Origin of the sequence: Streptomyces telluris (assembly GCF_024519335.1) — a bacterium.
Taxonomy (GTDB): domain Bacteria; phylum Actinomycetota; class Actinomycetes; order Streptomycetales; family Streptomycetaceae; genus Streptomyces; species Streptomyces telluris.
Window position 1 is genome coordinate 128,156 of sequence record NZ_JANIID010000010.1, and the last position, 23,352, is coordinate 151,507.

A 23,352-nucleotide genomic window follows, 5' to 3' on the forward strand; every position below is an offset into this window, starting at 1 on the left:
GCAGCGTCACACCCCTCCGCCCCCGGACCGATTTCAGAGCACGGCCCACCGTCCGCTAAGCTCTCTCTCGGTAGCGTGTCCGAGCGGCCTAAGGAGCACGCCTCGAAAGCGTGTGTGGGGGCAACTCCACCGTGGGTTCAAATCCCACCGCTACCGCCAGCGACACCCCTTCGCCCGTGGAAACACGGACGGAGGGGTGTTCTGCTTTTCCGGGGCGGTTCCGGTGGGCCGGGGCCCGGCCCGGCCGGTTCCTCGGAGAGCCGCCGGTCCGCCGGTCCGCCGGTCCGTTCCGGCGAAAGTGACATTCTCTCCGGGCTCCGGGAACTCGCGGCGCCGGGCGCGGTCGCCGGCCCGCCCGAGGGCGGGCGCGGTGTCCTCGGCGGGCAGCCGACGGTAACCCCGGACGGGCCGGCGGGGGCGGTCCGGATGACCTGCGCCACGACGGCGCGCGACGCACCATCAGCTTCCTTGACTGGTAAGGCGTTTCCGCCGAGGATTCCGCGGCGTGCATCGAGCGGCACGGTTTCGTACGAATGCTGCCGGGAAGCCGGCGGGGCAAGGAGTGACAAGGTGTGCGGCGCGGGCGTCATCAGCCTGCTGGCGGACGAGGGCGTCTCGCGCTGGCTGGACGGTGCCGGGTGGCACGAGCCCAACCCGCGCCGGCTGGCCCGGCTCGTCGACGACGGGCTGATCACCGGGCTGGCCCTGGGGCCCGAGCCCCTCACCCGCTCCCTGCGCCGGCGCACCCGCGCCCCCTGGCCGGGCCGCCCCCCGCGCGAGGCCGGGCCGGCCGCCGAGGCGCTGCTCGCCGCCGAGGCCCGGCGCGCCTGCGACGTGCTGCTGCCCGTCCACGAGCGCACCGGCGGCCGCGACGGGCACGTCGCGGTGGAGGTCGGCCCCGCCGCGGACACGGCCACGGCGCTGCGCCTGTGGCGGGCCGTGGACCGCCCCAACGCCCTGGTCGCCCTGCCCGCCGGCCCCGAGGGGCTGGCCGCGGCCGCCGACTGCCTGGCCGAGGGCGCCGGCGTGGACGTCGGCCCCGTGCTCTCGCCCGGGCACTACGACCTGGCGGCCGCCGCCTGGCTGGACGGCCTGCGCCGCGCCCGCCGCGCGGGCCGCGACCTCTCCCGGCTGCGGGCCGTCGTCTCGGTGCCGCTCGCGCCCGTGGACGCCGCCTTCGACGAGCAGCTGTGCCGCTCCTCGTCCGAGGCGGCGCACGTGATGCGCGGGGAGGCCGCGCTCGCCTCGGCGCGGCTCGTCCTCCACCGCCACGAGCAGCTGCTGACCGGGCCCGCCTGGCGCGAGCTCGCCTCCCACGGCGCCCGCCCGCACCGGATGCGCTGGACGGACACCGCCGTACGGACCCCGGGGATCCCCGACACCCGCTACGTGGACGAGCTCGTCGTCCGGGACACCGTCGCCACCATGACCCCGGCGACCCTGGAGGCCGTCGCCGAGCGCGGCAACCCGCGCGTCGACGCCGTCACCGGCCGGGGCCGCGCCTCCGCCCGGGTCCTGGACTCCCTGGAGATCCTTGGCGCCGGCTACGCGCACACCACGCGCGAGCTCGCCGAGCGCGCCGCGCGGCTGCGGTCCCTGCGCTGGCGGGAGCTGCTCGGCGCCGTCAGCGCGAGCCCGCCGGAGTAGCCGGCGCGGTGGAGGAGACGGCGCGGCGGGGGAGACGGCGCGGCGGGGGAGACGGTCAGGTCGTCGCGACCCGTACCGAGATGCCCGCCAGGACCGTGCCCATCACGTAGCGCTGCATCCGCAGCCACCGCGGCCGGCGGCGCAGGAAGCCCGATATGGCGCCGGCGCTCATGGCGATCAGGCCGTTGCCGGTGACGGCGACGGCGATCAGGGTGAGGCCGAGGACGAGGCTCTGCCCGGCCACGGAGCCCCGGTCGGGGTCGATGAACTGCGGCAGCACGGAGATGAAGAGGATGGCGATCTTCGGGTTGAGGAGGTTGGTGACCAGGCCCATCATGAACAGCTTGCGCGCCGGGTCCGGCGGCAGCGGCTTCGGGTCGAACGCGGAGACGCCGCCGGGCCTGAGGGTCTTCCACGCGAGGTAGGCCAGGTAGCCGGCGCCGGCCAGCTTGAGGGCCGTGTAGACGGCGGGCACGAGGCTGAAGAGCGTGGCGAGGCCGGCGACGGCGGCCAGCAGGTAGACGAAGAAGCCCACCGCGACGCCCAGCAGGGAGACGAGCCCGGCCCGCCGCCCCTGCGTGATCGAACGGGACACGAGGTAGATCATGTTGGGGCCGGGGGTGAGGACCATGCCGAGTTCCACGGCGGCTATGCCCACCAGCGCCTGCGTGCTGACCATGCGACTCCTCCGGGAGTGTGGGGTGCCGGCGGCCGGCCGGACCGTGGTCCCGCCCACCGCCGGTGATCACGGTCATTCAACCCGGGCCCACGCCCCCGTGGCGGCGATTTTCGTGGCGTACGCACCGAAGTCGGCGGCCTCGCGGCCCAGGACGCGCCGCACCCCGTCGGCGGGCACGGCCGTGTGACCCGCGCGGTGCAGGGCGAAGAGCGCGTTGAAGGCCGTCGCGGCCGCCTCGGGCAGCCCCGCCGCGATCAGTTCGGCGCGGTACTGCTCCGGCGTCAGCTCCTCGTAGGCGATCGCCCGCCCCGTGGCGCGGGCGATCACCGCGACGGCCTCGCCGAAGGTCAGCCCACGCGGCCCGGAGACCTCGTAGACCTCGTCGGCGTGCTCGGCGGCGCTGCGCGTGAGCAGCGCCGCCGCCACCTCGGCGATGTCGTCCGCGTCGACGAACGGCTCGGGCACGTCCCCGATCGGCAGCCCGAGCCGCCCCTCGCGGACCGGCTGCCACCACAGGTCCTCGCTGAAGTTCTGGCTGAAGTTGCTCGCCCGGACGATCGCCCACTCGGCGCCGGAGCCGCGGACCGCCTCCTCGGCGACGGCCATGCCCTGCCCGAAGTCCGGCCCCACGTGCTCGATGCCGCGCCCGGAGAGGACCACGAACCGGCGCACGCCCGCCCCGACGGCCTGCCGGACGAAGACGGGCACGGCGTCGTACCCCTCGTCCGGGGCGATGAGGTAGACGGCCGAGGCCCCTTCGAGGGCGGCGGCCCACGTGCCGGGCTCGGTCCAGTCGAAGCGGACCTCGCCGGATCGGGACGCGGCCCGGACGGGGACCCCCGCGGCGCGGAGGACGCGGACGACCCGGCGGCCGGTCTTGCCGGTGGCGCCGAGGACGAGGATGTCGTGGTCGGAGCGGGGGGAGTCGTGGTGGGAAGTCGTGTTCTCGGAAGCGGTGTTCGTCATGGCTACAGCCAATCCGGCGGCCGCCGTACCCACCATGGGCGACAGTCCGGGGCGCATGTCCGGGCGTACGAGCAGGAGGACGAGGGGGAGGACGAGGACGAGGGGCGTGCGGTGGCCCGGGCCACCGCACGCCGCTGGTCATGCCCTGGCTCAGGCCTCGGTCCGCTCCACCGGGATCCACAGCTCCGCGTCCGCCCGCGCCGCATCCTCGGACAGGCGGGTGCGGAGGATCTCGGGGCCGCGGCGGCTGCGGTAGGGGTTGGACGGGAACCACTGGGTGAAGACGTCCCGCCACAGGTGCTGGAGCGCCTGCGGGAACGGCCCGGAGCTCTCGAAGACGGCCCAGGTGCCGGCCTGGACGGTGAGGGCGTCCATGTCCTCGGGGACGGCGTCGGATCCGCTCACCACACCGTGGTAGTAGTCGAGTTCGGTCCCCTCCGCCCGGCTCGGGTCGAGGTCGTCGCTCACTCCCACGATGCCCTCGGGCTGCTGGTCGGACAGGGCGGCGATGCGCCGTATCGTCTCCTTGTCGATGCCCCGGATGAAGTCGGCGATCACCGGGTTCACCCCCTCGTGGACCAGTGGGGCCCGGACCTTCTTGCCGACCACGCGGAACTCTTCCTTCTCCACGACCCGGTATCGCATGCTGCTGTTCCCTTCGACGACGAGGCGGAAGGACATCCGGGGCTGGGAGTGCAGGGCCGCACCGGCCCGCCGGGCCTCGCCCGGGCCCACACCGTGCACGGCCCGGAAGGCACGCGCGAACGCCTCCCCCGAGCCGTAGCCGTAGCGCACCGCGATCTCCAGCAGCGTCCGCTCCCCCGCGAGCACCTCGGCGCCCGCGACCGTGAGCCGCCTGCGCCGGACGTACTCCGACAGCGGGATCCCCGCCAGGGCGGAGAACATCCGGCGGAAGTGGTACTCCGACGTCACCGCGATCCGTGCCAGCTCGGTCACCTCGATGCGCTGATCGAGATGCGACTCGATGTGTTCCAGGGCCTGGTTCAGCTGCTCCAGCACCTCGGTCTCCTTCCTTTACGTCCCTCACGTTAGGAAGGAGACACCCTGCCGGACCCGACATCCTGTGCCCGGTCCGGTCCGGTCCGGTCCGGTCCGGCCCGGCCCGGTCAGTGCGTGCGGGCCTCGCGCGTCACTTCTCGTCCGTCAGTCCCGGCATCGCGCCCTTCGTCGTGTTCAGGTCGATGACGGCGAAGGACGCGCCCTGGGAGTCGGTCAGGGCCGCGAAGCGGCCGAAGGGGCTGTCCATCGGGCCGAAGTGGAGTGCGCCGCCGCGGTCCCTGGCCTTGGCGACCGCCGCGTCGCAGTCGCCGACCGCGAAGAAGATCTGGATGTAGGGAGGGATCTCCGGCGGGAACTCCTCGCCCATCGCCATGCGGCCGAGCACCGTCTCGCCACCGAGGCTGAAGAGCTTGAAGTCGATCTGCTCGTCGCCGGCGTCCGCCTCGCCCTCCATGTGCTGCAGTCCGTAGGGGAAGACGGCGGGGAAGAAGGCGTCGGCCTTGCCGGGTTCGCGGGTGAAGACCTCGGCCCAGCAGTACGCGCCGGGCTCGCCGCGCTTCTGGAAGCCCTCGTGGGTGCCGGCCTGCCAGACGCCGAAGGTGACGCCGGCGGGGTCGCGGGCGAGGACCATGGTGCCGAAGTCGCCGACCGTCATCGGTTCCATCAGCAGTTCGCCGCCGGCCGCGCGGATCCTGTCCGCGGTGGCGGCGGCGTCGGGCGAGGCGAAGTACAGGCACCAGGCGGACTTGCCCTCCTGGCCCGGCATGGGGGGTACGACGGCGGCCACGGCCTTCCCGTCGGAGTACGCCTCGGTGTAGTTGCCGAACTCCGTCGCGCTCTCGCCGAACGTCCATCCCAGGACGTCACCGTAGAACTCCTTGGCCTCCTCGATGTCCGTGAACATCGCGTCGGCCCAGCACGGCATGCCCTCTGCTTGCGCGGCCATGGTCCCGGCTCCTTCCCGGCGATCAGCGAGCGATCCCCACCGTCCCCGAGCGTTCCCCCCATGCCACGCTAGCCACCCGCGACCGCCCCCGCACGGGGAGCGCGCAGCGCGATCAGCCCGACGATCGCCGCAGCGGCCACCGCGACGAGCCCGCACGCCAGGATTCCGGCCCTCGCCCCGTAGTGCTGGACCGCCCAGCCCACCACCGGGCCGCCGATGGGCGTTCCGCCCGTGTACACGAGCATGTACAGGCCCATGACGCGGCCGCGCATCGCGGGATCGGTGTGGAGCTGGACCAGGGAGTTGGCCGTCGTGGAGAACGTCACGCTCAGTAGGCCCACCAGCACCATCAGCGCGCCGAAGAGCCAGACGGACGGCGCGAGCGCCGTCACGGCCTCCAGGGCGCCGAAGGCGGCCGCGGTACCGACCAGCACCACCGTGCGGCTGCTGCGCCGCCGCGCCGACATCAGGGCCCCGGCCAGCGCGCCCAGGCCGACCGCCGTCGTGAGGAAGCCGAACTCCTTCGCGCCGCCGTCGAAGACGTTGTACGCGAAGCCCGAGAGCAGGGTGGGGAAGTTGAAACCGAAGGTGCAGACGAAGCCGACCAGGACGATGGGGCGGATGAGCTCGGGGTGCTCCCGCACGTGCCGCAGACCCGCCCTGATCTGGCCCTTCTCGCGCCGCTGCGGTGTCGCCGGCCGCAGCTCGGAGGCCCGTACGGCCAGCAGCGAGGCGATCACCGCGACGTAGGACAGCGCGTTCAGCGCGAACGCCCAGCCGCTGCCGATCACGACGATCAGCGGTCCGGCGGCGGCGGGGCCGAGCAGCCGGGCGCTCTGGAAGTTCACCGCGCCCAGGCTGACCGCGTTCGCGACGCGCTCGGGGCCCACCATCTCGGGGACGAACGTCTGGATCGCGGGGTTGGCGAAGACGTTCATGAGGCCGAGCAGGAACGCGAAGACGTAGACGTGGGCGACCACGACGACGTCGGTCAGCGTCAGCACGGCGAGGGCCGCGGCGAACAGGCCCATCGCGCCCTGCGTGGTGAGCAGGATCCGCCGCTTCGGGTACCGGTCGGCCACCACGCCGCCGAACAGGCCGAGCAGCAGCACCGGCAGGAACTGCAGGGCCGTGGTGACGCCCACCGCGAACGTGCTGCCGGTGAGGTGGAAGACCAGCCAGTCCTGGGCGACGAACTGCATCCACGTGCCGGAGTTCGAGATGAACTGGCCGAAGAAGAAGTAGCGGTAGTTGCGGACGGCGAGCGAGGCGAACATGCGGCTGCCCGGCTTCGCGGACGCCGGTGCGGGGGCCGCCTCGGCGGGGCCCCCTCGGGACGGAGCGGTCATCGGAACCAGGCCTTCGTACGGGTGACGCGTCGGGTGAGGCGTACGGACTACGGACGACGCGTCCGGATCACGCGTCGCGGCGGGCAAGGACCAGCAGGTAGGCGAGGCCCGGCAGCTCTCTGCGCACCGTCCGCACGGCGGTCACCGTGAAGCCCGCCCCGGCCAGCAGCTCCGTCGCCTCCCGCTCGTTGAACCACCGCGACAGACGGCCGTCCTCGGCGCGGTTCAGGACGCCCTCGGCGAGCTCCTCCGCCGTGGTGAAGAGGCTGACGGCCAGCAGCCCGCCGGGGCGCAGCCGCTGCCGCACGTTGGCCAGGTAGGGCGCGTAGTCCTCCGGGGCCTGGTGGTGCAGCACGCCGTTGTCGACGGCGGCGTCGAAGACGCGGTCGACCGCCAGGTCGGCGAAGTTGCCGACCTCGAAGGCGGCCGCGGCGCCGTACCGGCGGGCGATGTCCTCCCAGTCGGGCAGCCGTACGAGGTCGACCGCGGTGACCCGGTGGCCCTGGGCGAGCAGGAGCTCCATGTCCCGGCCGCGGCCCGCCCCGATGTCGATGACGGAGCTGCCCGGTGCGAGTTCCGTGCCGAGCAGCGGCACGAGCTCCCGCATGGCCGGCTCCTCGCTCCAGGAGTCCGCGCCGTCCTCGTAGCGCCGGACGAACGCCTCGCGGAGCAGCTCGCGGTAGCCGGTGTGCTCCCCGGTGCCGGGGCCGGTGCCGGGGCCGGGGCCGGTACGGGTATCGGCACCCGTATCCGTGGCTACGCCCGCGCTCGTACCCGCGCTCGTACCCGCTCCCGTACCCGTGCCCGTCTCCGTGCCCGTGCCTGTACTCACAGACCGCCTCGCTTCCTCTTCGCCGTGGCCTTCGCTGTCACGTTCGTCGTCACGTTCGCCGAGCCGTTCGTCGTCCCGTCCGCCGCCGCTTCCGTGCCGCCCGCCGCCCGTACCGCGGAGGGTTTGCCCCTCGGGTGGACCTCGCTCTTCGGCGCCCACACCCGGCTCCCGGCCGGGACGTCGGCCATCACCAGTGCGTGCGCGCCGACGAGGCTGTCGTCGCCGATGCGCACGGGGCCGAGGACGGAGGCGCCCGCCCCCACCACGACGCGGTCGCCGAGGGTGGGGTGGCGCCGCTCGCCCGGCAGCCGGTGGCGGTCCCGCCACCAGCCGATCGCGCCGATCGTGACCTGGTGGTAGAGGGTGACGTCGTCGCCGATCACGGCGTCCTCGCCGATGATTACGGCCGCGCCGTGGTCGATGAACAGCCGCCGCCCCACGCGTGCACCCGGGTGGATGTCGACCCCGCCGGACAGGAAGCGGCCGACGAGCGACAGCACGCGGGCCGTGACCCGGTGGCCCCGCGCGTGCAGCCCGCTCGCCGGACGGTGCAGCCACAGGGCCGGCAGGAAGGGGGCGAGGAGCGCCTCGCCGCGGCTGCGCACGGCGGGGTCGCGGTCGGCGACGACCTTCAGGTCCTCGCGCAGGAGGCGCAGACAGCGGGGCAGGAGGGACGGGCGCGGGGGCAGGGGCGGGGTCATGCCGCCACCTCCGGGGTGTCCTGCGGGGTGACTTCCGGGATGTCCTCCGAGGTGCCCTCCATGGCGATCTGGGCGGTGCCCTCCGTGGAGACCTGGGCGGTGCCCGCCGCACCTCGCATCGCCCGCGTGAACGCCGCCAGCTGGTCGGCGAGTTCCACGCAGCGCGCGTGCACCGGGCCCGTCACGTCCAGCCCGCGCCGCCCTCCGGCCGCGGGCGTGAAGTCCGCGGAGACCGTGCTGACCTGCATCGGCACCGCCCAGCCGCCGAGCGCCTTCACGACCTGGCGCAGCTGTTCGCAGGCGGTGGCCGAGCCGCGCGGCCCGCCGGCGTGGGAGACCAGGCCGACCGCCTTGCCCGCGAGGGCGTCGGACGGCAGGAGGTCCACGGCGCTCTTCAGCAGTCCGGAGTACCCGGAGTGGTAGACGGGCGTCCCGAGGACCAGCGCGTCACTGGCGAGAACGGCCTCGATGAACTCGCGTGCCTGGACGACGGGGTGGGGAGCCTCGCTCCAGTAGTGGTCGGGGTGGCTGCGCGGGAGGTCGAGCACGGCGAGGTCGGCGACCCCGCCGTCGAAGCCGCGCTGTTCCAGGAGGCCGCCGATGTGCCCGACGAGGGCGCGGGTGTGGGAGGCGGCGCTTGGGCTGCCGGCGACGCACAGCACGCGCGGGCGGGCGGTCACGACGCGTCCCCGGCCGGATGACGGCCGTCGCCATGACCGTCCCCGTCCCCGTCGCCGTCGCCCTCGCCGGCACCAGCACCGTGACCGTCGCCGTCCACCGTCACCCGTACGAGGTCGTGCGCCTCTTCCGCCGCCTTGCGCGCCTCGGCGGCCGTCGCCGCCGTGGTGATGAGGAAGCCGAGCCGGTCGAAGTTGTTCCGGGCGGGGCGCACCTCCTGCCCGGGCCTGGCGTGCAGCATGACCTCGGCCGTGCCGGGGGCCTGCCGCGCCGCGTCCGCGTCGATGCCGGTGAGCACGCCGGACACGGGTGCGGTGATCGCCCGGATGCAGCCCACGCCGTGCACGGGCGAGGGCGACGGGCTGCCGCCGAGGGCGAGTTCGACGACGTCGTGGTAGATGTTCCGCTCCAGGACGTAGTTGATCATCGTGGGGACGTAGCCGCCGATGAGGCGGCCGTTGATCTCGATGATCTGCGGCCCGTCCGGCCCGAGGACGACCTCGGTGTGGGTGTGCGCGCGGCGGATGCCGACGGCGGCGAGCGCGTCGGCGCACACGCGCACGACGGCCTCGCGCACGTCGTCGGCCAGCTCGGCGGGGAAGCAGCCGCCCAGCTCGACCGGGTGGGGCGCGGGGGCCAGCATGCGGTCCACGCAGCCGTACGGGGTGCTGACGCCGTCGACGGTCACCATCTCGCAGCTGACGACGGGCCCGGGGACGTACGCTTCCAGCAGCACCACTCCGCTGCCGGCGACCCCGCGCCCGTAGGAGCGCGTCCCGGTGACGGCCTCCGCCAGTGCGGCGACCTCGACGGCGTCGTTCGCGACGCCGACGTGGAGCGAGCCGAAGCCGTCGGCGGGCTTGACCACGACCGGGTAGCCGAGCTCCCCGGCCGCGGCCACGGCCTCCGCGACCGTCAGGGCCCGCCGGAAGGCCGGCTGCGCGACGCCCGCGGCGCCCAGGAGCTCGCGCACGGCGTGCTTGTCGCGCAGGCGCCGCATCACCGCGGTGCTCTCGAAGGGCAGGCCGAGCGCCTCGGCCACCTCCGCCGTGGCGGGCAGGTGGCCCTCACTGAGGGCGAGCACGCCGTGCACGGGGTGCTTGCGGTGGAGGGAGCCGACGACGTCGAGCAGGCCGGCCGGGTCCGTGGTGGGGACTCCGGTGAGCAGCCGGGTCGGGGTCTTCAGCGCCTCCTCGCCGCCCTCCGCTGCTAGGTAGGGGTCGAGGGAGTGGGCCACGAAGGTCACTTCGTGGCCGAGCGCGACGGCCTCGCTCACGACCTTGAAACCGGCCGTCGGAGTCGTCTCGACGAGGACCAGGTGAGCCATCTCAGCGCCCCTCGGGGGTCGTTGTCGTCACTGCGGTGGCTGCGGTGGCTGCGGTGGCTGTGGTGGCTGCGGTGGTTGCCATGGTTGTAGTGGCTGCAGTGCTTTCGGCGTGGCGGGTCATCGTCCGAGCTGCTCCCACTCCTCGGGCGTCCCGGCGTCGGGAAGCACGGTGACGACCGTCGCCGAGGGCGGCAGCGCGGCGGCCGTCTCTTTCGCGGCGAGCCAGTTGGCGGCGGCCGAGCTGCCGATGCGCAGGCCCGTGAGGTCGTGGAACTCCCCCATGGCGGCGAAGGCGCGCGGGTAGGACACCGTGCGGTGTTCGACCTCGTCGTCGTGGAGCGTCACGAACGGCTGCCGGATGCCGTGGCCCATGCCGCCGGAACCGGCGTACTTGCGCTGCCCGTTGGGCGGCTGCTCGCTTCCGTACGGCAGCTCGGCGGGGGTGACGCCGACGGCCCGGACGGCGGGGAAGCGTGCGCGCAGCGCCCGCAGGACGCCGACGAGGGTCCCGCCGGTCCCGATGGAGGCCACCCAGGCGTCCGGGACGCGGCCGCCGAGCTGCGCGGCGAGCTCCGCACCGGTGGTGCGCTCCTGCAGCAGGACGTTGGCCGGGTTGCGGTGCTGGTAGAGCAGGGTCCACTCGGGTTCGTCGGCGGCGATGCGCAGGGCCTCGCGCACGACGTCGAGGAAGCCGCGCTCCTTGTCGACGAGGTCGACGCGCGCGCCGCGCCCGGCGAGGGTGTCGAGGAGGCTGCGGGGGCTCGCCGAGGACAGGACGAAGCGGGAGCGGATGCCCAGCTCGGCGCAGAGGTGGGAGAGGGCGTTCGCGAGGTTTCCGCCGGAGTACTCCAGGACGCGGAGCTCGTCGAGCGGGCGGTCGCCGTGCTGCTGCAGGGCGCTGCCGAGCAGGGCGTAGGCGACGCGGTCCTTGATGGAACCGGCCGGGTTCTCCCACTCGCACTTGGCGAGCACGGTCGCGCCGCCGTCCGGGCCCGGCAGTTCGATCAGGGGCGTGTTCCCGAGCTCCTGCCCGAACTTCGCGTAGACCGGGTGCCGGTCCTCCAGGGCCGCGTGGTCCACCGTGGCCCCGTCCAGGCTGCCGGCCGGGTAGGGCGCTTCGAGCGGCTCGGGGCGGGAGGAGAGCAGCAGGGAAGGGGGTGAGGGGGGTACGGGGTTGTCGATGTCGCCGGCCTTATCCACCGTCAGCCTCCCTGAGCGGTTAACAAGCAAAGCAATCCGCAGTGCAGTTCCTTCATGAGCACTGCTCATCCATAAGCACTGCATCGGGCAGCGCGATCACCCTAGGCGGGATGGCGACTTACGCCACGAGGATTGTGATTGCTGCCACATTTGCAGGGAAAAGATGGCTGGTTGCTTTTCGCGGTTGCTGCGGGTGGCGGCAGGTGGTGCGGCGAATCGGACGCTCAAGTTCCGCTTTGCGCAAGCGAGTTGGACGGCCCGCGTCCGCGACCGCCCGGGCCCCCTCCGGGCGTAATTTCCAGCCACCTTCGGCATATTCCTATGTTTGGGCGGCGGGTAAGAACCCGAATGATTCAGCTCGCGAAAACCGGCTGATCAGCCGCTTTCTGTCCCGCCCGGTAAGCGCTCGGGCTCACCCCCCGGACCCGTTTGAACGCCGTGCTGAATCCGAACGGATCGGCATAGCCGACCCGGCGGGCGACCGACGCCAGCGTGGCCCCCGGCTCGCCGAGCAGATCCACGGCCAGCGTCATCCGCCATTCCGTGAGGTACGCCAGCGGCGGCTCCCCGAGCAGCTCGTGGAAGCGCTTGGCGAACGTGGAGCGCGACACGCCCGCCACCGCCGCCAGTGAGGCCAGCGTCCACGCCCGGTGCGGCGCGTCGTGCATCGCGCGCAGCACGGGGCCCACGACCTCGTCCCCCAGCGCCCGGTACCAGGCGGGGGACGCCGCCTCGGGCCGGTCGAACCAGTCCCGCAGCGTGCACACCAGCAGCCAGTCCAGCAGCCGGTCCACCACGATCTGCCGCCCGGGCAGGTGCGCGGCCAGCTGCGCCTCCAGATACCTGCGCATCGGCGCGCAGTCGTGGTGGCCGTCCGGGACGACGAGCACGGGCGGCAGCACCTGCAGCAGCCGGCGCGGAACCTCCCCCGGAACGCGGTAGGCGCCCGCCATGAGCACCGTCCGCCCGTCCACGCCCTCGCCGACCGGGTCCGAGCGCCCGCCGGCCGCGTCCGGGCTGCCGCAGGACACCTCCCGCACCGGCCCGGCGGCGCCCTCCGCCGAGGACGGGTCGTCCGTGAAGACGAACGGCTCCGGGCCCCGCACGATCGCCGTCTCACCCGCGGCCAGCCGCCGCGGCCCGCCCTCCGCCGGGACGAGCCAGCCCTCGCCGCGCAGCGGTGCGCACAAGGTCAGGAAGGCGCCGTCGGTGAAGCGCAGCGCCCACGGCGGCGACAGCACCGATCCCCCGAAGACCGCACCGTTGGCGCGCACGCCCCGCAACAGATCATCGAAAGGGTCCATGGAGGGCACGATATGCGGCGTGCGGAGCACCCTGTGCGGGCGGCTGCCGGACTCCCGGGCTCCGGGAAAGCGGCCTGGAGGTGCCTCCCTATTTGCGGTGGCAGACGAACGTCCTGCTCCCGTCGTCACCGGTCTGGATCACGGCACTTGCACATCCTTCCGGGCACCGGGGTGGTGCGGCGTGGGCGCTTCGCTGCCGGTCGGGCGGGTAATTGCATGCGGAGCAGTACCACGTGGGCTTGTACGGGTACGTCACGTCCCACCACATCGCGTTGCGGCAGTGCGGGCACCTGACCAGAGGAGGGCCGTTCCGGCCAGCGTTCATATCGGCATGCTGCCCCAGTGGGCCCGGCTCCGGGTCCGGTCCGGGAAGTTGTTCACCCGTTCGAGTCGCCACCCCTCAAGCGGAGTTGAGGCCTCAGCTCTCCACCGCCAACCGGTACCCCCTCTTCGGCACCGTCCTGATCAGGCCCGCGTGGGCCCCCAGTGCACTGCGCAGGCGGCCCACCGCCGCCTCGACCGCGTGTTCGTCCGTCTGGTCGTCGTTCCAGACGCGGCGCAGGAGTTCGCCCCGGCTGAGGACCCAGCCGGGGCGTTCGGCGAGGGCGCGGAGGATCGCGGCGGGGAGCGGGGGGAGCCAGAGGGCCTGGCCGTCGGCTATGAGGGCGTTGCCCTGGAGGACGAGGGGGCGGGGGCCGTTGCGGAGGGTGCGGCGGTCGCGGGCGGGGAGGATCTGGGTGAGGGTGCGGACGAGGGCGCCGAGGCGGCCGCGTTCGGGCCGGACGGAGGGGACGCCCGCGGCTTCCAGCGGGCGGGCGCAGACGGAGCCGACGCACACGGGCAGGACGGGTCCCCGGAGGGCGTCGAGGACCTGCGCGGACAGGCCGGCCCCGCGCGCGCAGTCCAGGAAGAAGTCGATGGCCGGGGCGCTGGTGAAGGTGAGGGCGTGGACCTCGCGGCGTACGGTCTGCTCGACGAGGCGCCGGACGGCACCCGGGTCCTCGGGCTGCCTCCAGCGGTAGACGGGCACTTCGATGACCTCGGCCCCGCGCTCGCGCAGGGTGTCCGCGAAGCCCGGGAGGGGCGCGCCGTGTTCCTGGACGGCGATGCGGCGGCCGGTGAGGTCGCGGGCGAGGAGCCAGGCCAGCAGTTCGTCGCACGCTTCGGAGCCGGGCGAGTAGGCCTCGGCCAGGCCGCTGGCGCGGACGGCGCCGGTCGCCTTGGGGCCGCGGCTGAGGACTTCCGCGTCCCGGCAGGCCCCGGCGAGCCCGGCGCCGTGCCCCCAGCCCTCGGCGGCGCTCATCCAGCCGCGCCAGCCGACGCCGGTGGTGGCGACGACGTAGTCGAGGGGGCCGGTGAGGCAGCGTTCGGTGGCGCGGCGCAGGGCGACGTCGTCGTCGAGCGGGACGATCCGCATCGTGGGCGCTTCGACGACGCGGGCGCCCCTGCGCCGGAGCAGGGCCGTGAGTTCGTCGCGCCGCCGGTCGGCGGTGACGCCGACGACGTAGCCGAGGAGCGGGCCGGGGGCGGGGAGCGTGGGGGGAGAGGTGCCGGTTCCCATGCTGCGCATGTTCGGGCGACGGGGTTTCGGGGTCGTTGCGGGCCCGTCACGCAGGGGTAAGGGAAGACGTCCGGCAGGTTACGGCGCATGTCGTCCGCCCGACGCCGCCTGCCCGGCCGTGTGAACGGCATGTACCGCACGGGCAACACGGCCGACGCGGCCGCGTAACGCCGCGGCGTGATCCTCGGTGCCATGACGACGACCGGCACCGATCCCGCCAGGGCCACCGACAGCCACTGCCCCTACTGCGCCCTGCAGTGCGGCATGCGGCTGCGCCCGCTCCCGGCCGGCGGCCCGGAGCCGGTCGAGGTCCTGGAGCGGCCCGGCTTCCCCGTCAACCTCGGCGCCCTGTGCGGCAAGGGCCGGGCGGCCGCGGCCGTGCTGCGCCCCGGCGCCCGGCTGACCGGGCCGCTGGTCCGTGACACGCGGGGCGTCCGTGACACGCGGGGCGGCCGCGATGGCCCGCTGCGCCCGGCCTCCTGGGACGAGGCCCTCGACCGGGTGGCCGCCGGCCTGACGGCGGCCCGGCGGCAGTACGGGCGGGACGCCGTCGGCGTCTTCGGCGGCGGCGGGCTGACGAACGAGAAGGCGTACCTGCTGGGCAAGTTCGCCCGGGTCGCCCTGCGCACCGCGAACATCGACTACAACGGCCGCTTCTGCATGTCGTCCGCGGCGGCCGCGCACCGGCGGGCGTTCGGCATCGACCGCGGCCTGCCGTTCCCCCTGGCGGACATCGCCCGTACGGACTGCGTGATCCTGGTCGGCGCGAACCCGGCCGAGACGATGCCGCCCGCGCTGCGCTACTTCCGCGAGCTGCGCGAGAACGGCGGCCGGCTGATCGTCGTCGACCCGCGCCGCACGCGCACCGCCGAGCAGGCCGACCTGCACCTGCAGCCGCTCCCCGGCACGGATCTCGCGCTCGCGCTCGGGCTGCTGCACCTGCTGATAGCCGACGGCCACCTGGACGAGGACTTCATCGCCCGCCGCACGACGGGCTTCGCGCAGGCCCGCGCCGCCGCCATGGCGCACTGGCCGGAGCGCGTGGAGCGGCTGACGGGCGTGCCGGTGGCGCAACTGTCCGCGGCGGCCGCCCTGTTCGGCGGGGCCGGGCGGGGCATGGTGCTGACCGCGCGCGGCCCCGAGCAGCAGAGCAAGGGCACGGACACGGTCAGCGCCTGGATCAACCTGTGCCTGGCGGCCGGCAAGGCGGGGCGCCCCGGGTCCGGCTACGGCTGCCTCACCGGCCAGGGCAACGGCCAGGGCGGCCGGGAACACGGCCAGAAGGCGGACCAGCTGCCCGGCTACCGCTCGATCACCGACCCCGCGGCCCGCGCCCACGTGGCCGCGGTGTGGGGCGTCGACCCCGCCGCCCTGCCCGGGCCGGGGCGCAGCGCGTACGAGCTCCTCGACGGCCTCGGCCGCGACGGCGGCGTCCGCGCACTGCTGCTCATGGGCTCGAACCCCGTGGTCTCGGCGCCCCGCGCCGCCCACGTGACCGAGCGGATCCGCGCCCTGGACTTCCTCGCCGTGAGCGACGTGGTCCTCTCCGAGACGGCTCGGCTCGCCGACGTGGTCCTGCCCGCCACCCAGTGGGCGGAGGAGACCGGCACGACGACCAACCTGGAGGGCCGGGTGATCCTGCGCCGCAAGGCCGTCGACGCCCCGGAGGGCGTCCGCGGCGACCTCGCCGTCCTGCACGGGCTCGCCGCACGGCTCGGCGTGCCCGAGGGGTTCCCCGAGGACCCCGAGGAGGTCTTCGAGGAGCTGCGGCGCGCCTCGGCGGGCGGGCAGGCCGACTACGCGGGCATCAGCTACGACCGCATCCGCGACGAGGACGGCGTCTTCTGGCCGTGCCCCGGCGAGGACCACCCCGGCACGCCCCGCCTCTTCCTGGACCGCTTCGCCACCCCCGACGGGCGGGCGCGGTTCGCCGCCGTGTCGCACCGGCCCGCCGCGGAGGAGCCCGACGGGGACTACCCGCTGTTCCTGACGACGGGCCGCGTCGTCTCCCAGTACCAGAGCGGCGCCCAGACCCGGCGCGTCGACGAGCTCAACAAGGCCGCGCCCGGCCCCTTCGTGGAGCTCCACCCCGCCCTCGCCCGCCGGCTCGGGGTCGAGGAGGGCGAGCTGCTGGCCGTCAGCAGCAGGCGCGGGCGGGCGGTCGCCCCGGCCCGCGTCACCGACACCGTCCGGCCCGACACCGTCTTCATGCCCTTCCACTGGGGCGGCGCGGGACGCGCCAACTCGCTGACGAACCCGGCCCTCGACCCCGTCTCGCGCATGCCCGAGTTCAAGGTGTGCGCGGTGCGCGTCGAACGGGCCTCCTCCGCAGATGCCTCCTCCGCCGCTACGGAGGCGGAACGGTGACGCGCCGCATCGCCGTCGTGGGCGCGGGCATGGCCGCCGCCCGGTTCGCCGACCGCTTTCAGGCGCTGGGCGGGGACGCGGAGGTGACGCTGTACGGAGCCGAGCCCTGCGCCCCGTACAACCGGGCGCTGCTCGCCGACGCCCTCACGGGCCGCTACGCCGCGGACGACCTCACGCTGCCGTCCGGCGACGCGCGGCTGCTGACGGGCCGCGCGGTCACGGCGCTCGACACCGTCGCGCACACCCTGCGGCTGGCGGACGGCGCGCACGTCGCCTACGACGAGCTCGTGCTGGCCACCGGCGCCGAGCCGGTCCTGCCGCCCGTCGAAGGACTGCGCGGCGCCGGCGGCCGCCCGCGCCCCGGGGTGCACGTGCTGCGCACCGCCGCCGACTGCCGCGGCCTGACCGGCGCGGCGGCGCACGCCCGCCGGGCGGTGGTGATCGGCGGCGGCGTGCTCGGGGTGAGCGCGGCCCGCGCCCTGGCCGCCCGCGGTCTGCCGGTGACGCTCGTCCACCGGGCCGGCCACCTCGTCGAACGCGACCTGGACGGCCCGGCGGGCGGGATCCTGCGCCGGGGCCTGACGGAGCTGGGCGTCGAAGTCCTCACGGACAGCGTGGCGGAGGAGGTGCTGACGAACGCCCCGGAGCCCGTGGCGCAGGCGGTCCGGGCGGGCGCCGCGGGGCGTACAGGCCGTCCGTCTCCCACCGCCCGCACCGCCCGCACTGCCCGCGCCCCGCGCCCCGTCGCCGCCGTCCGGCTCTCCGACGGCCGCCTGCTGGACGCCGGCCTCGTCGTCGCCGCCTGCGGCGTCGTGCCCCGCACCGCGCTCGCCCGCGCCGCCGGGCTCCCCGTCCGCACCGGAGTCGTCGTCGACGACCGGCTCTCCTGCGCCCCGGACGCGTACGCGATCGGCGACTGCGCCGAGCACCGCGGCACCGCCCACGGCACGGCAGGCGCCGCCTGGGACCAGGCCGACGTGCTGGCCGCCCGGCTCTCCGGCGCCGCACCGGACGCCCTGTACCCGGGCTCGCGCCCGTACACCCGGCTGACGGCCGGGCCCCTGGCGTACGCGGCGTTCGGCGAGACCGGACCCGAGGCGCCCGGGCCCGGGACCCCCGGGGTCGACGTCCTGCGGCTCGCCGACGCGACCCGCGGCTCGTACAAGAAGCTCCTGCTGCGCGGCGACCGGATCGTCGGCGGCATCGTCCTCGGCGACCCGGCGGCGGCCGCCGCCCTGGTCCGCGCCTACGAGCGGGACGAGCCCCTGCCCGGCGACCCCCTCCACCTGCTCATGGCACCACCCGCCCCGCAGCTGTCCACGCCACCGCACCCGCACCCGCCCCTGCCCACGGCCCGAGGAGCCTCCTGATGACGGTGAAACACCTGGTCCTGATCGGCCACGGCATGGTCGGCCAGCGCTTCCTGGAAGCCCTGACCGAGTGCACCCCGCAGTGGCAGGTGACCGTCCTGGCCGAGGAGCCCCGGCCCGCGTACGACCGCGTCCACCTGACCTCCTGGTTCTCCGGCACCTCCGCCGAGGAGCTCTCCCTGTGCAGCCCGGGGTTCGTGGCGGAGCACGGCATCGACCTGCGCCTCGGCGACCCGGCCGCCGCCGTCGACCGGGCCGCGCGGACCGTCGCCACCGCCTCCGGCCGCACCTTCCCCTACGACGCCCTGGTGCTGGCCACCGGCTCGTACCCCTTCGTCCCGCCCGTCCCCGGCCACGACGCCCCGGGCTGTCACGTCTACCGCACCATCGAGGACCTGGAGGCCATCCGGGAGGGCGCCCGCACGGCCCGGACCGGCGCGGTCATCGGCGGCGGGCTCCTCGGCCTGGAGGCCGCGGGCGCGCTGCGGGCCATGGGGCTGGAGACGCACGTCGTCGAGTTCGCGCCCCGGCTGATGGCCCTCCAGGTGGACGACGGCGGCGGCGCCGTCCTGCGCCGGAAGATCGAGGAGCTCGGCGTCGCCGTGCACACCGGCGCCGGCGCCCAGCGGGTCGACACGGACGACGACGGCCGGACCCGCGGCCTCACCCTCTCCGACGGCACCGCGCTCGCCACCGACCTGGTGATCTTCTCCGCCGGGGTGCGCCCGCGCGACGAACTGGCCCGCGCCTGCGGCCTGCCCGTAGGCGAGCGCGGCGGCATCGTCGTCGACGAGCACTGCCGCACCGCCGACCCCGCCGTCCTCGCCATCGGCGAGTGCGCGCTCGCCTCCGACGGCCGCGTGTACGGGCTCGTCGCGCCCGGCTACGCCATGGCCGAGACGGCCGCGCGCCACCTCTCCGGCGGCGAGGGCACCTTCACCGGCGCCGACACCTCCACCAAGCTCAAGCTCCTCGGCGTCGAGGTCGCGAGCTTCGGCGACGCGCACGGCACCACCCCGGGCGCCCTCGACGTGCTGTACTCCAGCAGCCGCGACGGCGTGTACAAGAAGCTGGTGATCGGCGCCGACGGCGCGCTCCTCGGCGGCGTCCTGGTCGGTGACGCGGAGGCGTACGGCCTGCTGCGCCCCCTCGCCGCCAGCGGCACCCCGCTGCCCGCCCCGCCCGAGCAGCTCGTCCTGCCCGCCTCCGCCGGGGCGCCCACCGGGCCGGTCGCCCTGCCCGACGAGGCGGTCGTGTGCTCCTGCCACCACGTCACCAAGGGCGCGGTCAGGGCAGCGGTGCGGGACACGGGCTGCACGAGCGTGCCCGATGTCAAGAAGTGCACCAGGGCCGGTACGGGCTGCGGCAGTTGCGTCAAGATGCTCGGCACCATCGTCAACGACGAGCTCGCCGCGACCGGCGCCGAGGTCGCCCGCGGCCTGTGCGAGCACTTCGACCGCACCCGCGCCGAGCTCTACGAGATCATCCGCGTCAAGGGCATCGACAGCTTCTCCCGGCTCGTCGACGAACACGGCACCGACCCGCGGCGGTCCGGCGAGGGCTGCGACGTCTGCAAGCCCGTCGTCGGCTCGATCCTCGCCGGCCTCGGCAACGGGCACATCCTCGACGGCGAACAGGCCGCCCTCCAGGACACCAACGACCACTTCCTGGCCAACCTGCAGCGCAACGGCTCCTACTCCGTCGTCCCGCGCGTCCCCGGCGGCGAGATCACCCCCGAGGGCCTCATCGTCATCGGCGAGATCGCCCGCGACTTCGGCCTCTACACGAAGATCACCGGCGGGCAGCGGATCGACCTCTTCGGCGCGAGCGTCGACCAGCTCCCCGGGATCTGGCGGCGCCTCGTCGACGCCGGCTTCGAATCCGGGCACGCCTACGGCAAGGCCCTGCGCACCGTGAAGTCCTGCGTGGGGGAGACCTGGTGCCGCTACGGCGTGCAGGACTCCGTCGGCCTCGCCATCGAACTGGAGCTGCGCTACCGCGGGCTGCGCGCCCCGCACAAGCTGAAGTCCGCGGTCTCCGGCTGCGCCCGCGAGTGCGCCGAGGCGCAGAGCAAGGACTTCGGCGTCATCGCCACCTCCGACGGCTGGAACCTCTACGTCGGCGGCAACGGCGGCGCGACCCCGCGCCACGCCGACCTGCTGGCCTCCGGCCTCGACCGCCCCACCCTGATCCGCACGATCGACCGCTTCCTGATGTTCTACATCCGCACCGCCGACCGGCTGGAGCGCACCGCCCCCTGGCTCGAACGCCTCGAAGGCGGCCTCGGTCACCTGCGCGCCGTCGTCATGGACGACGCCCTCGGCATCTGCGCCGACCTGGACGAGCTCATGGGCCGCCACATCGAGACGTACGAGGACGAGTGGGCCGCCACCCTCGCCGACCCCGAACGGCTGCGCCGCTTCGTCTCCTTCGCCAACGCCCCCGGCACCCCCGACCCGACCGTCCGCTTCGTCCCCGAACGGGGCCAGATCCGTCCCGCCCTGCCGCACGAGCACGCGCGTGAGCACGAGCGCGCGCCCGAGCGCGAGCAGGCCCGTACGACGCCGGTGATCGCCGGTGCCCGCCTGGAGGTGCGTGCACGATGACGACGACCGTGGAGATCCACGACGGAACGGGCTGGCAGCCCGTGTGCGACTGGGAGGCGCTCGTACCCGGGCGCGGCGTCGCCGTCCTGCTCGGCGACCAGCAGGTGGCGGTCTTCCGCGACCGGGCCGGGGAGGTGTACGCCGTCGGCAACCGCGACCCCTTCAGCGGCGCCTACGTCCTCTCGCGCGGCATCCTCGGCAGCCGGGACGGCGTGCCCGTGGTGGCCTCACCCATGTACAAGCAGGCCTTCGACCTGCGGACGGGCACCTGCCTGGACGAGCCGCTCGCGCCGGACGGCAGCGAGGCGACGGTACGGGTGTGGCCGGCGCGGCGGGGCGAGGGCGTGTGGGCGGTGACCCCCGCGGGGCCGGCGGGGCCGGCGGGGACGGCAGGGACGACAGGGACGGCAGGGCCGGCAGGGACGGTGAGGCCGGCGGGGCCGGTGGGGACGGCGCCGCAAGCGCACGCGCCGGGGACGGCGGAGGCACCCGCCGAAGCGCAGCCACCGCCACCACCACCCCCCGCGTCCGGCCCCCGCGACATCGCCGACTGGCGCCCCGAGGACCCCGTCTTCTGGAAGGAGACGGGCGCCCGCGTCGCCCGCCGCAACCTGATCTTCTCCGTGCTCTCCGAGCACATCGGCTTCTCCGTGTGGAGCCTGTGGTCCGTCCTGGTCCTCTTCCTCGGACCCGAGTACGGCATCGACCCCGCCGGGAAGTTCCTGCTCACCGCCCTGCCGACGGCGCTCGGCGCCGTGCTGCGGCTCCCGTACACCGTCGCCGTGGCCCGCTTCGGCGGCCGCAACTGGACGGTGTTCAGCGCCCTCCTGCTGCTCGTCCCGACCGTGCTGGCCGGCATCGTCCTCGAACCCGGCGTCTCCTACGGGACCCTGCTCGCCGTCGCCTGCGTCGCCGGGGTCGGCGGCGGCAACTTCGCCTCCTCCATGGCCAACATCAACGCCTTCTACCCGCAGCGCCTCAAGGGCCGCGCCCTCGGGATCAACGCCGGCGGCGGCAACCTCGGCGTCCCCGCCGTCCAGCTCCTCGGCCTGCTGGTCCTCGCCACCGCGGGCAGCGGCCACCCGCGCCTGCTGCCGCTGATCTACATCCCGCTGATCGCCCTCGCGGCCCTCGGGTCCGCGCTGCGCATGGACAACCTCACCGCCGTGCGCAACGACAGGCGCGCCCTGCGCGAGATCTGCCGGGAGCCGCACACCTGGGTCATGTCCGTGCTCTACGTCGGCACGTTCGGCTCCTTCATCGGCTTCGGCTTCGCCTTCGGGCAGGTGCTGCAGGTGCAGTTCCAGGAGGACTTCGCCACGCCCGTCGCGGCCGCGGGCCTGACGTTCCTCGGCCCGCTGCTCGGCTCGCTGGTGCGCCCGTACGGCGGGATGCTCGCCGACCGCTGGGGCGGGGCGCGGGTGACGCTGTGGAACTACGGGGCGATGGCCGCGGGCGCCGTGACCGTCCTGGCGGCGTCGCGGCAGGGCTCCCTGCCGCTGTTCGTCACCGGGTTCGTGGCGCTGTTCGTCTTCAGCGGCATCGGCAACGGCTCGACGTACAAGATGATCCCGGCGATCTTCCGCGCACAGGCGCGGACCGCGGTCGCGGCCGGCGCGGACCCCGACGAGGCCGAACGGGCCTCACGCCGCCGCGCCTCGGCGCTGATCGGGGTCGCCGGCGCGGTGGGCGCCTTCGGCGGCGTCCTGGTCAACCTCGCCTTCCGCCAGTCCTTCCTGGGCACGCACAACGGCGACGCGGCGTACCTCGCCTTCCTGGCCACGTACGCCCTGTGCGCGGTGCTCACGTGGGCGGTCTACCTCCGGCCGGGCCGGAACCGGCTGGACGGGGTGTGAGGGATGACCGCGTTCCGACTGCGCGCGGAAGCTCCCGCCCTCGTCGCCGTCGCCCACGGCACCCGCAGCCCGGCCGGGGTCGCCGTGACCGAGTCGCTGGTGCAGCGCGTACGGGAGCTGCGGCCCGGGCTCGACGTCCGGGTCGGCCACCTCGGCCTCGCGTCGCCGTCGCTGGAGTCGGTCCTGGCCGGGCTCGACGGCACGGCCGTGCTCGTACCGCTGCTCCTCGGCACCGGTTACCACCTGCGCTCGGACGTCCCCGCCGCCGTGGCGGCCGCGCCGTGGCTGCACTGCCGCACCGCCCCCGCGCTCGGCCCGCACCCGCTGCTCGCCGAGGCCCTCGCGGGGCGGCTGGCCGAGGCCGGGCGGCCGGAGCGGTCCACGGCGCCGGTCGTGCTCGCCGCGGCAGGCTCCTCCGACCCCGCCGCGACGGTGGACACCGCCCGCATGGCGCGGCTGCTCGCCCTCGGACTGGGAACGCGCGTGGTGCCCGCGCACGCGGCCGGGTGCGGTACGAGACCCGGCGACGCCGTGGCCGCCCTGCGGGCCGAGGGGCACGAGGACGTAGCCGTCGCCACCTATCTGACGGCGCCCGGGCACTTCAGCGAGACGGTCCGCAGGGGAGCGGGGACCCGGCTCGTCGCGGACCCGCTCGGGCCGCACGAGGCCGTGGCGCGGCTGGTCGTACGGCGGTACGAGGAAGCGGTGCGGCGGGAAGGCGCGGGGCGGCACGCCGCAGGGCGGGAAACCGTACGGCGGGAAGCCGTACGGCGGGGGGCCGCCTGACGGGAGGCTGTTCGTCAGGCGGCCGGCCGGGGGGAGACGGGGCGCCGGGGACGCCGCCGTCAGGGGGACGCGGCCCGGCGGAGTGTCGCGTCCGTTCGTCAGCCGCGTCCGTTGGCCAACCGGACCTGCTGGTCAAGCGGACCTGCTGGTCAAGCGG

18 protein-coding genes, 1 tRNA gene and 1 pseudogene are annotated in these 23,352 nt (G+C 74.8%); 8 read left to right on the forward strand and 12 right to left on the reverse strand.

Features of this window, described 5'->3' with window-relative positions; genetic code table 11:
- Positions 1-69 precede the first annotated feature (69 nt).
- Both NQU55_RS14185 and NQU55_RS14190 read left to right on the forward strand, forming a co-directional pair.
- Positions 70-159 (forward strand) — tRNA-Ser (locus tag NQU55_RS14185).
- Positions 160-570: 411 nt separating this feature from the next.
- Positions 571-1,647, forward strand: a complete 1,077-nt coding sequence (locus NQU55_RS14190; RefSeq protein WP_168092951.1) for a transaldolase family protein — start codon at positions 571-573, stop codon at positions 1,645-1,647.
- Positions 1,648-1,702: 55 nt separating this feature from the next.
- Here the strand turns inward: NQU55_RS14190 and NQU55_RS14195 are convergent, their stop codons facing one another.
- The 12 genes from NQU55_RS14195 to NQU55_RS14250 all read right to left on the reverse strand — a co-directional run bounded on the left by NQU55_RS14195 (position 1,703) and on the right by NQU55_RS14250 (position 14,210).
- A complete protein-coding gene (locus NQU55_RS14195) occupies positions 1,703-2,326 on the reverse strand; it encodes a LysE family translocator (RefSeq protein ID WP_168092950.1) in 624 nt (207 codons plus the stop codon).
- A 72-nt stretch (positions 2,327-2,398) separates the two neighbouring features.
- Positions 2,399-3,292, reverse strand: coding sequence for an NmrA family NAD(P)-binding protein (locus NQU55_RS14200; protein ID WP_168092949.1), 894 nt, complete (start codon positions 3,290-3,292; stop codon positions 2,399-2,401).
- Positions 3,293-3,442: 150 nt separating this feature from the next.
- Positions 3,443-4,312: an AraC family transcriptional regulator gene (locus NQU55_RS14205; RefSeq protein WP_168092948.1), complete on the reverse strand. Its 870-nt coding sequence runs from the start codon at positions 4,310-4,312 to the stop codon at positions 3,443-3,445.
- Positions 4,313-4,442: 130 nt separating this feature from the next.
- Positions 4,443-5,258: a VOC family protein gene (locus NQU55_RS14210; protein ID WP_168095932.1), complete on the reverse strand. Its 816-nt coding sequence runs from the start codon at positions 5,256-5,258 to the stop codon at positions 4,443-4,445.
- Between the two features lie 68 nt (positions 5,259-5,326).
- Positions 5,327-6,607 (reverse strand): MFS transporter, encoded by a 1,281-nt coding sequence (locus tag NQU55_RS14215; protein ID WP_168095931.1) that lies wholly within the window; start codon positions 6,605-6,607, stop codon positions 5,327-5,329.
- A gap of 67 nt (positions 6,608-6,674) precedes the next feature.
- Entirely contained in the window at positions 6,675-7,439 is a 765-nt protein-coding gene (locus tag NQU55_RS14220) for a class I SAM-dependent methyltransferase (RefSeq protein WP_168095930.1), read from the reverse strand.
- The gene (epsC, locus tag NQU55_RS14225; protein WP_168095929.1) at positions 7,436-8,140 is read right to left on the reverse strand and encodes a serine O-acetyltransferase EpsC; all 705 of its coding nucleotides are present in this window, start codon (positions 8,138-8,140) and stop codon (positions 7,436-7,438) included. The genes NQU55_RS14220 and epsC overlap by 4 nt, the downstream gene beginning before the upstream one ends.
- Positions 8,137-8,820 (reverse strand): NADPH-dependent FMN reductase, encoded by a 684-nt coding sequence (locus NQU55_RS14230; protein WP_168095928.1) that lies wholly within the window; start codon positions 8,818-8,820, stop codon positions 8,137-8,139. Before NQU55_RS14230 ends, epsC begins: the two co-directional genes overlap by 4 nt.
- Entirely contained in the window at positions 8,817-10,145 is a 1,329-nt protein-coding gene (locus NQU55_RS14235; protein ID WP_256790626.1) for an ATP-grasp domain-containing protein, read from the reverse strand. The genes NQU55_RS14230 and NQU55_RS14235 overlap by 4 nt, the downstream gene beginning before the upstream one ends.
- 117 nt (positions 10,146-10,262) lie before the next feature.
- Complete coding sequence (locus tag NQU55_RS14240) at positions 10,263-11,345, reverse strand: PLP-dependent cysteine synthase family protein (protein WP_206330099.1); 1,083 nt, start codon at positions 11,343-11,345, stop codon at positions 10,263-10,265.
- Positions 11,346-11,698: 353 nt separating this feature from the next.
- Positions 11,699-12,649, reverse strand: coding sequence for an AraC family transcriptional regulator (locus NQU55_RS14245; RefSeq protein ID WP_168096302.1), 951 nt, complete (start codon positions 12,647-12,649; stop codon positions 11,699-11,701).
- 418 nt (positions 12,650-13,067) lie between these two features.
- A complete protein-coding gene (locus tag NQU55_RS14250; RefSeq protein ID WP_256790627.1) occupies positions 13,068-14,210 on the reverse strand; it encodes a uroporphyrinogen-III synthase in 1,143 nt (380 codons plus the stop codon).
- A gap of 192 nt (positions 14,211-14,402) precedes the next feature.
- On the opposite strand from NQU55_RS14250, the gene NQU55_RS14255 reads away from it, so the two are divergent.
- The 6 genes and pseudogenes from NQU55_RS14255 to NQU55_RS14275 all read left to right on the forward strand — a co-directional run bounded on the left by NQU55_RS14255 (position 14,403) and on the right by NQU55_RS14275 (position 23,195).
- On the forward strand, positions 14,403-16,577 hold the full coding sequence (locus NQU55_RS14255; protein WP_168096265.1) for a molybdopterin oxidoreductase family protein: 2,175 nt from the start codon (positions 14,403-14,405) through the stop codon (positions 16,575-16,577).
- The gene (locus tag NQU55_RS37110) at positions 16,574-17,947 is read left to right on the forward strand and encodes an NAD(P)/FAD-dependent oxidoreductase (protein ID WP_372504718.1); all 1,374 of its coding nucleotides are present in this window, start codon (positions 16,574-16,576) and stop codon (positions 17,945-17,947) included. Before NQU55_RS14255 ends, NQU55_RS37110 begins: the two co-directional genes overlap by 4 nt.
- On the forward strand, positions 17,947-20,553 hold the full coding sequence (gene nirB, locus NQU55_RS14260; RefSeq protein ID WP_168095849.1) for a nitrite reductase large subunit NirB: 2,607 nt from the start codon (positions 17,947-17,949) through the stop codon (positions 20,551-20,553). The genes NQU55_RS37110 and nirB overlap by 1 nt, the downstream gene beginning before the upstream one ends.
- Positions 20,550-20,888, forward strand: a pseudogene (nirD, locus tag NQU55_RS14265) (nitrite reductase small subunit NirD); the annotation flags it as partial. The gene nirB and the pseudogene nirD, both read left to right, overlap by 4 nt.
- Positions 20,889-21,095: 207 nt before the next feature.
- Positions 21,096-22,409, forward strand: coding sequence for a nitrate/nitrite transporter (locus tag NQU55_RS14270; RefSeq protein ID WP_256790643.1), 1,314 nt, complete (start codon positions 21,096-21,098; stop codon positions 22,407-22,409).
- Positions 22,410-22,412: 3 nt separating this feature from the next.
- Entirely contained in the window at positions 22,413-23,195 is a 783-nt protein-coding gene (locus NQU55_RS14275; protein ID WP_256790630.1) for a sirohydrochlorin chelatase, read from the forward strand.
- The last annotated feature ends 157 nt before the right edge of the window (positions 23,196-23,352 follow it).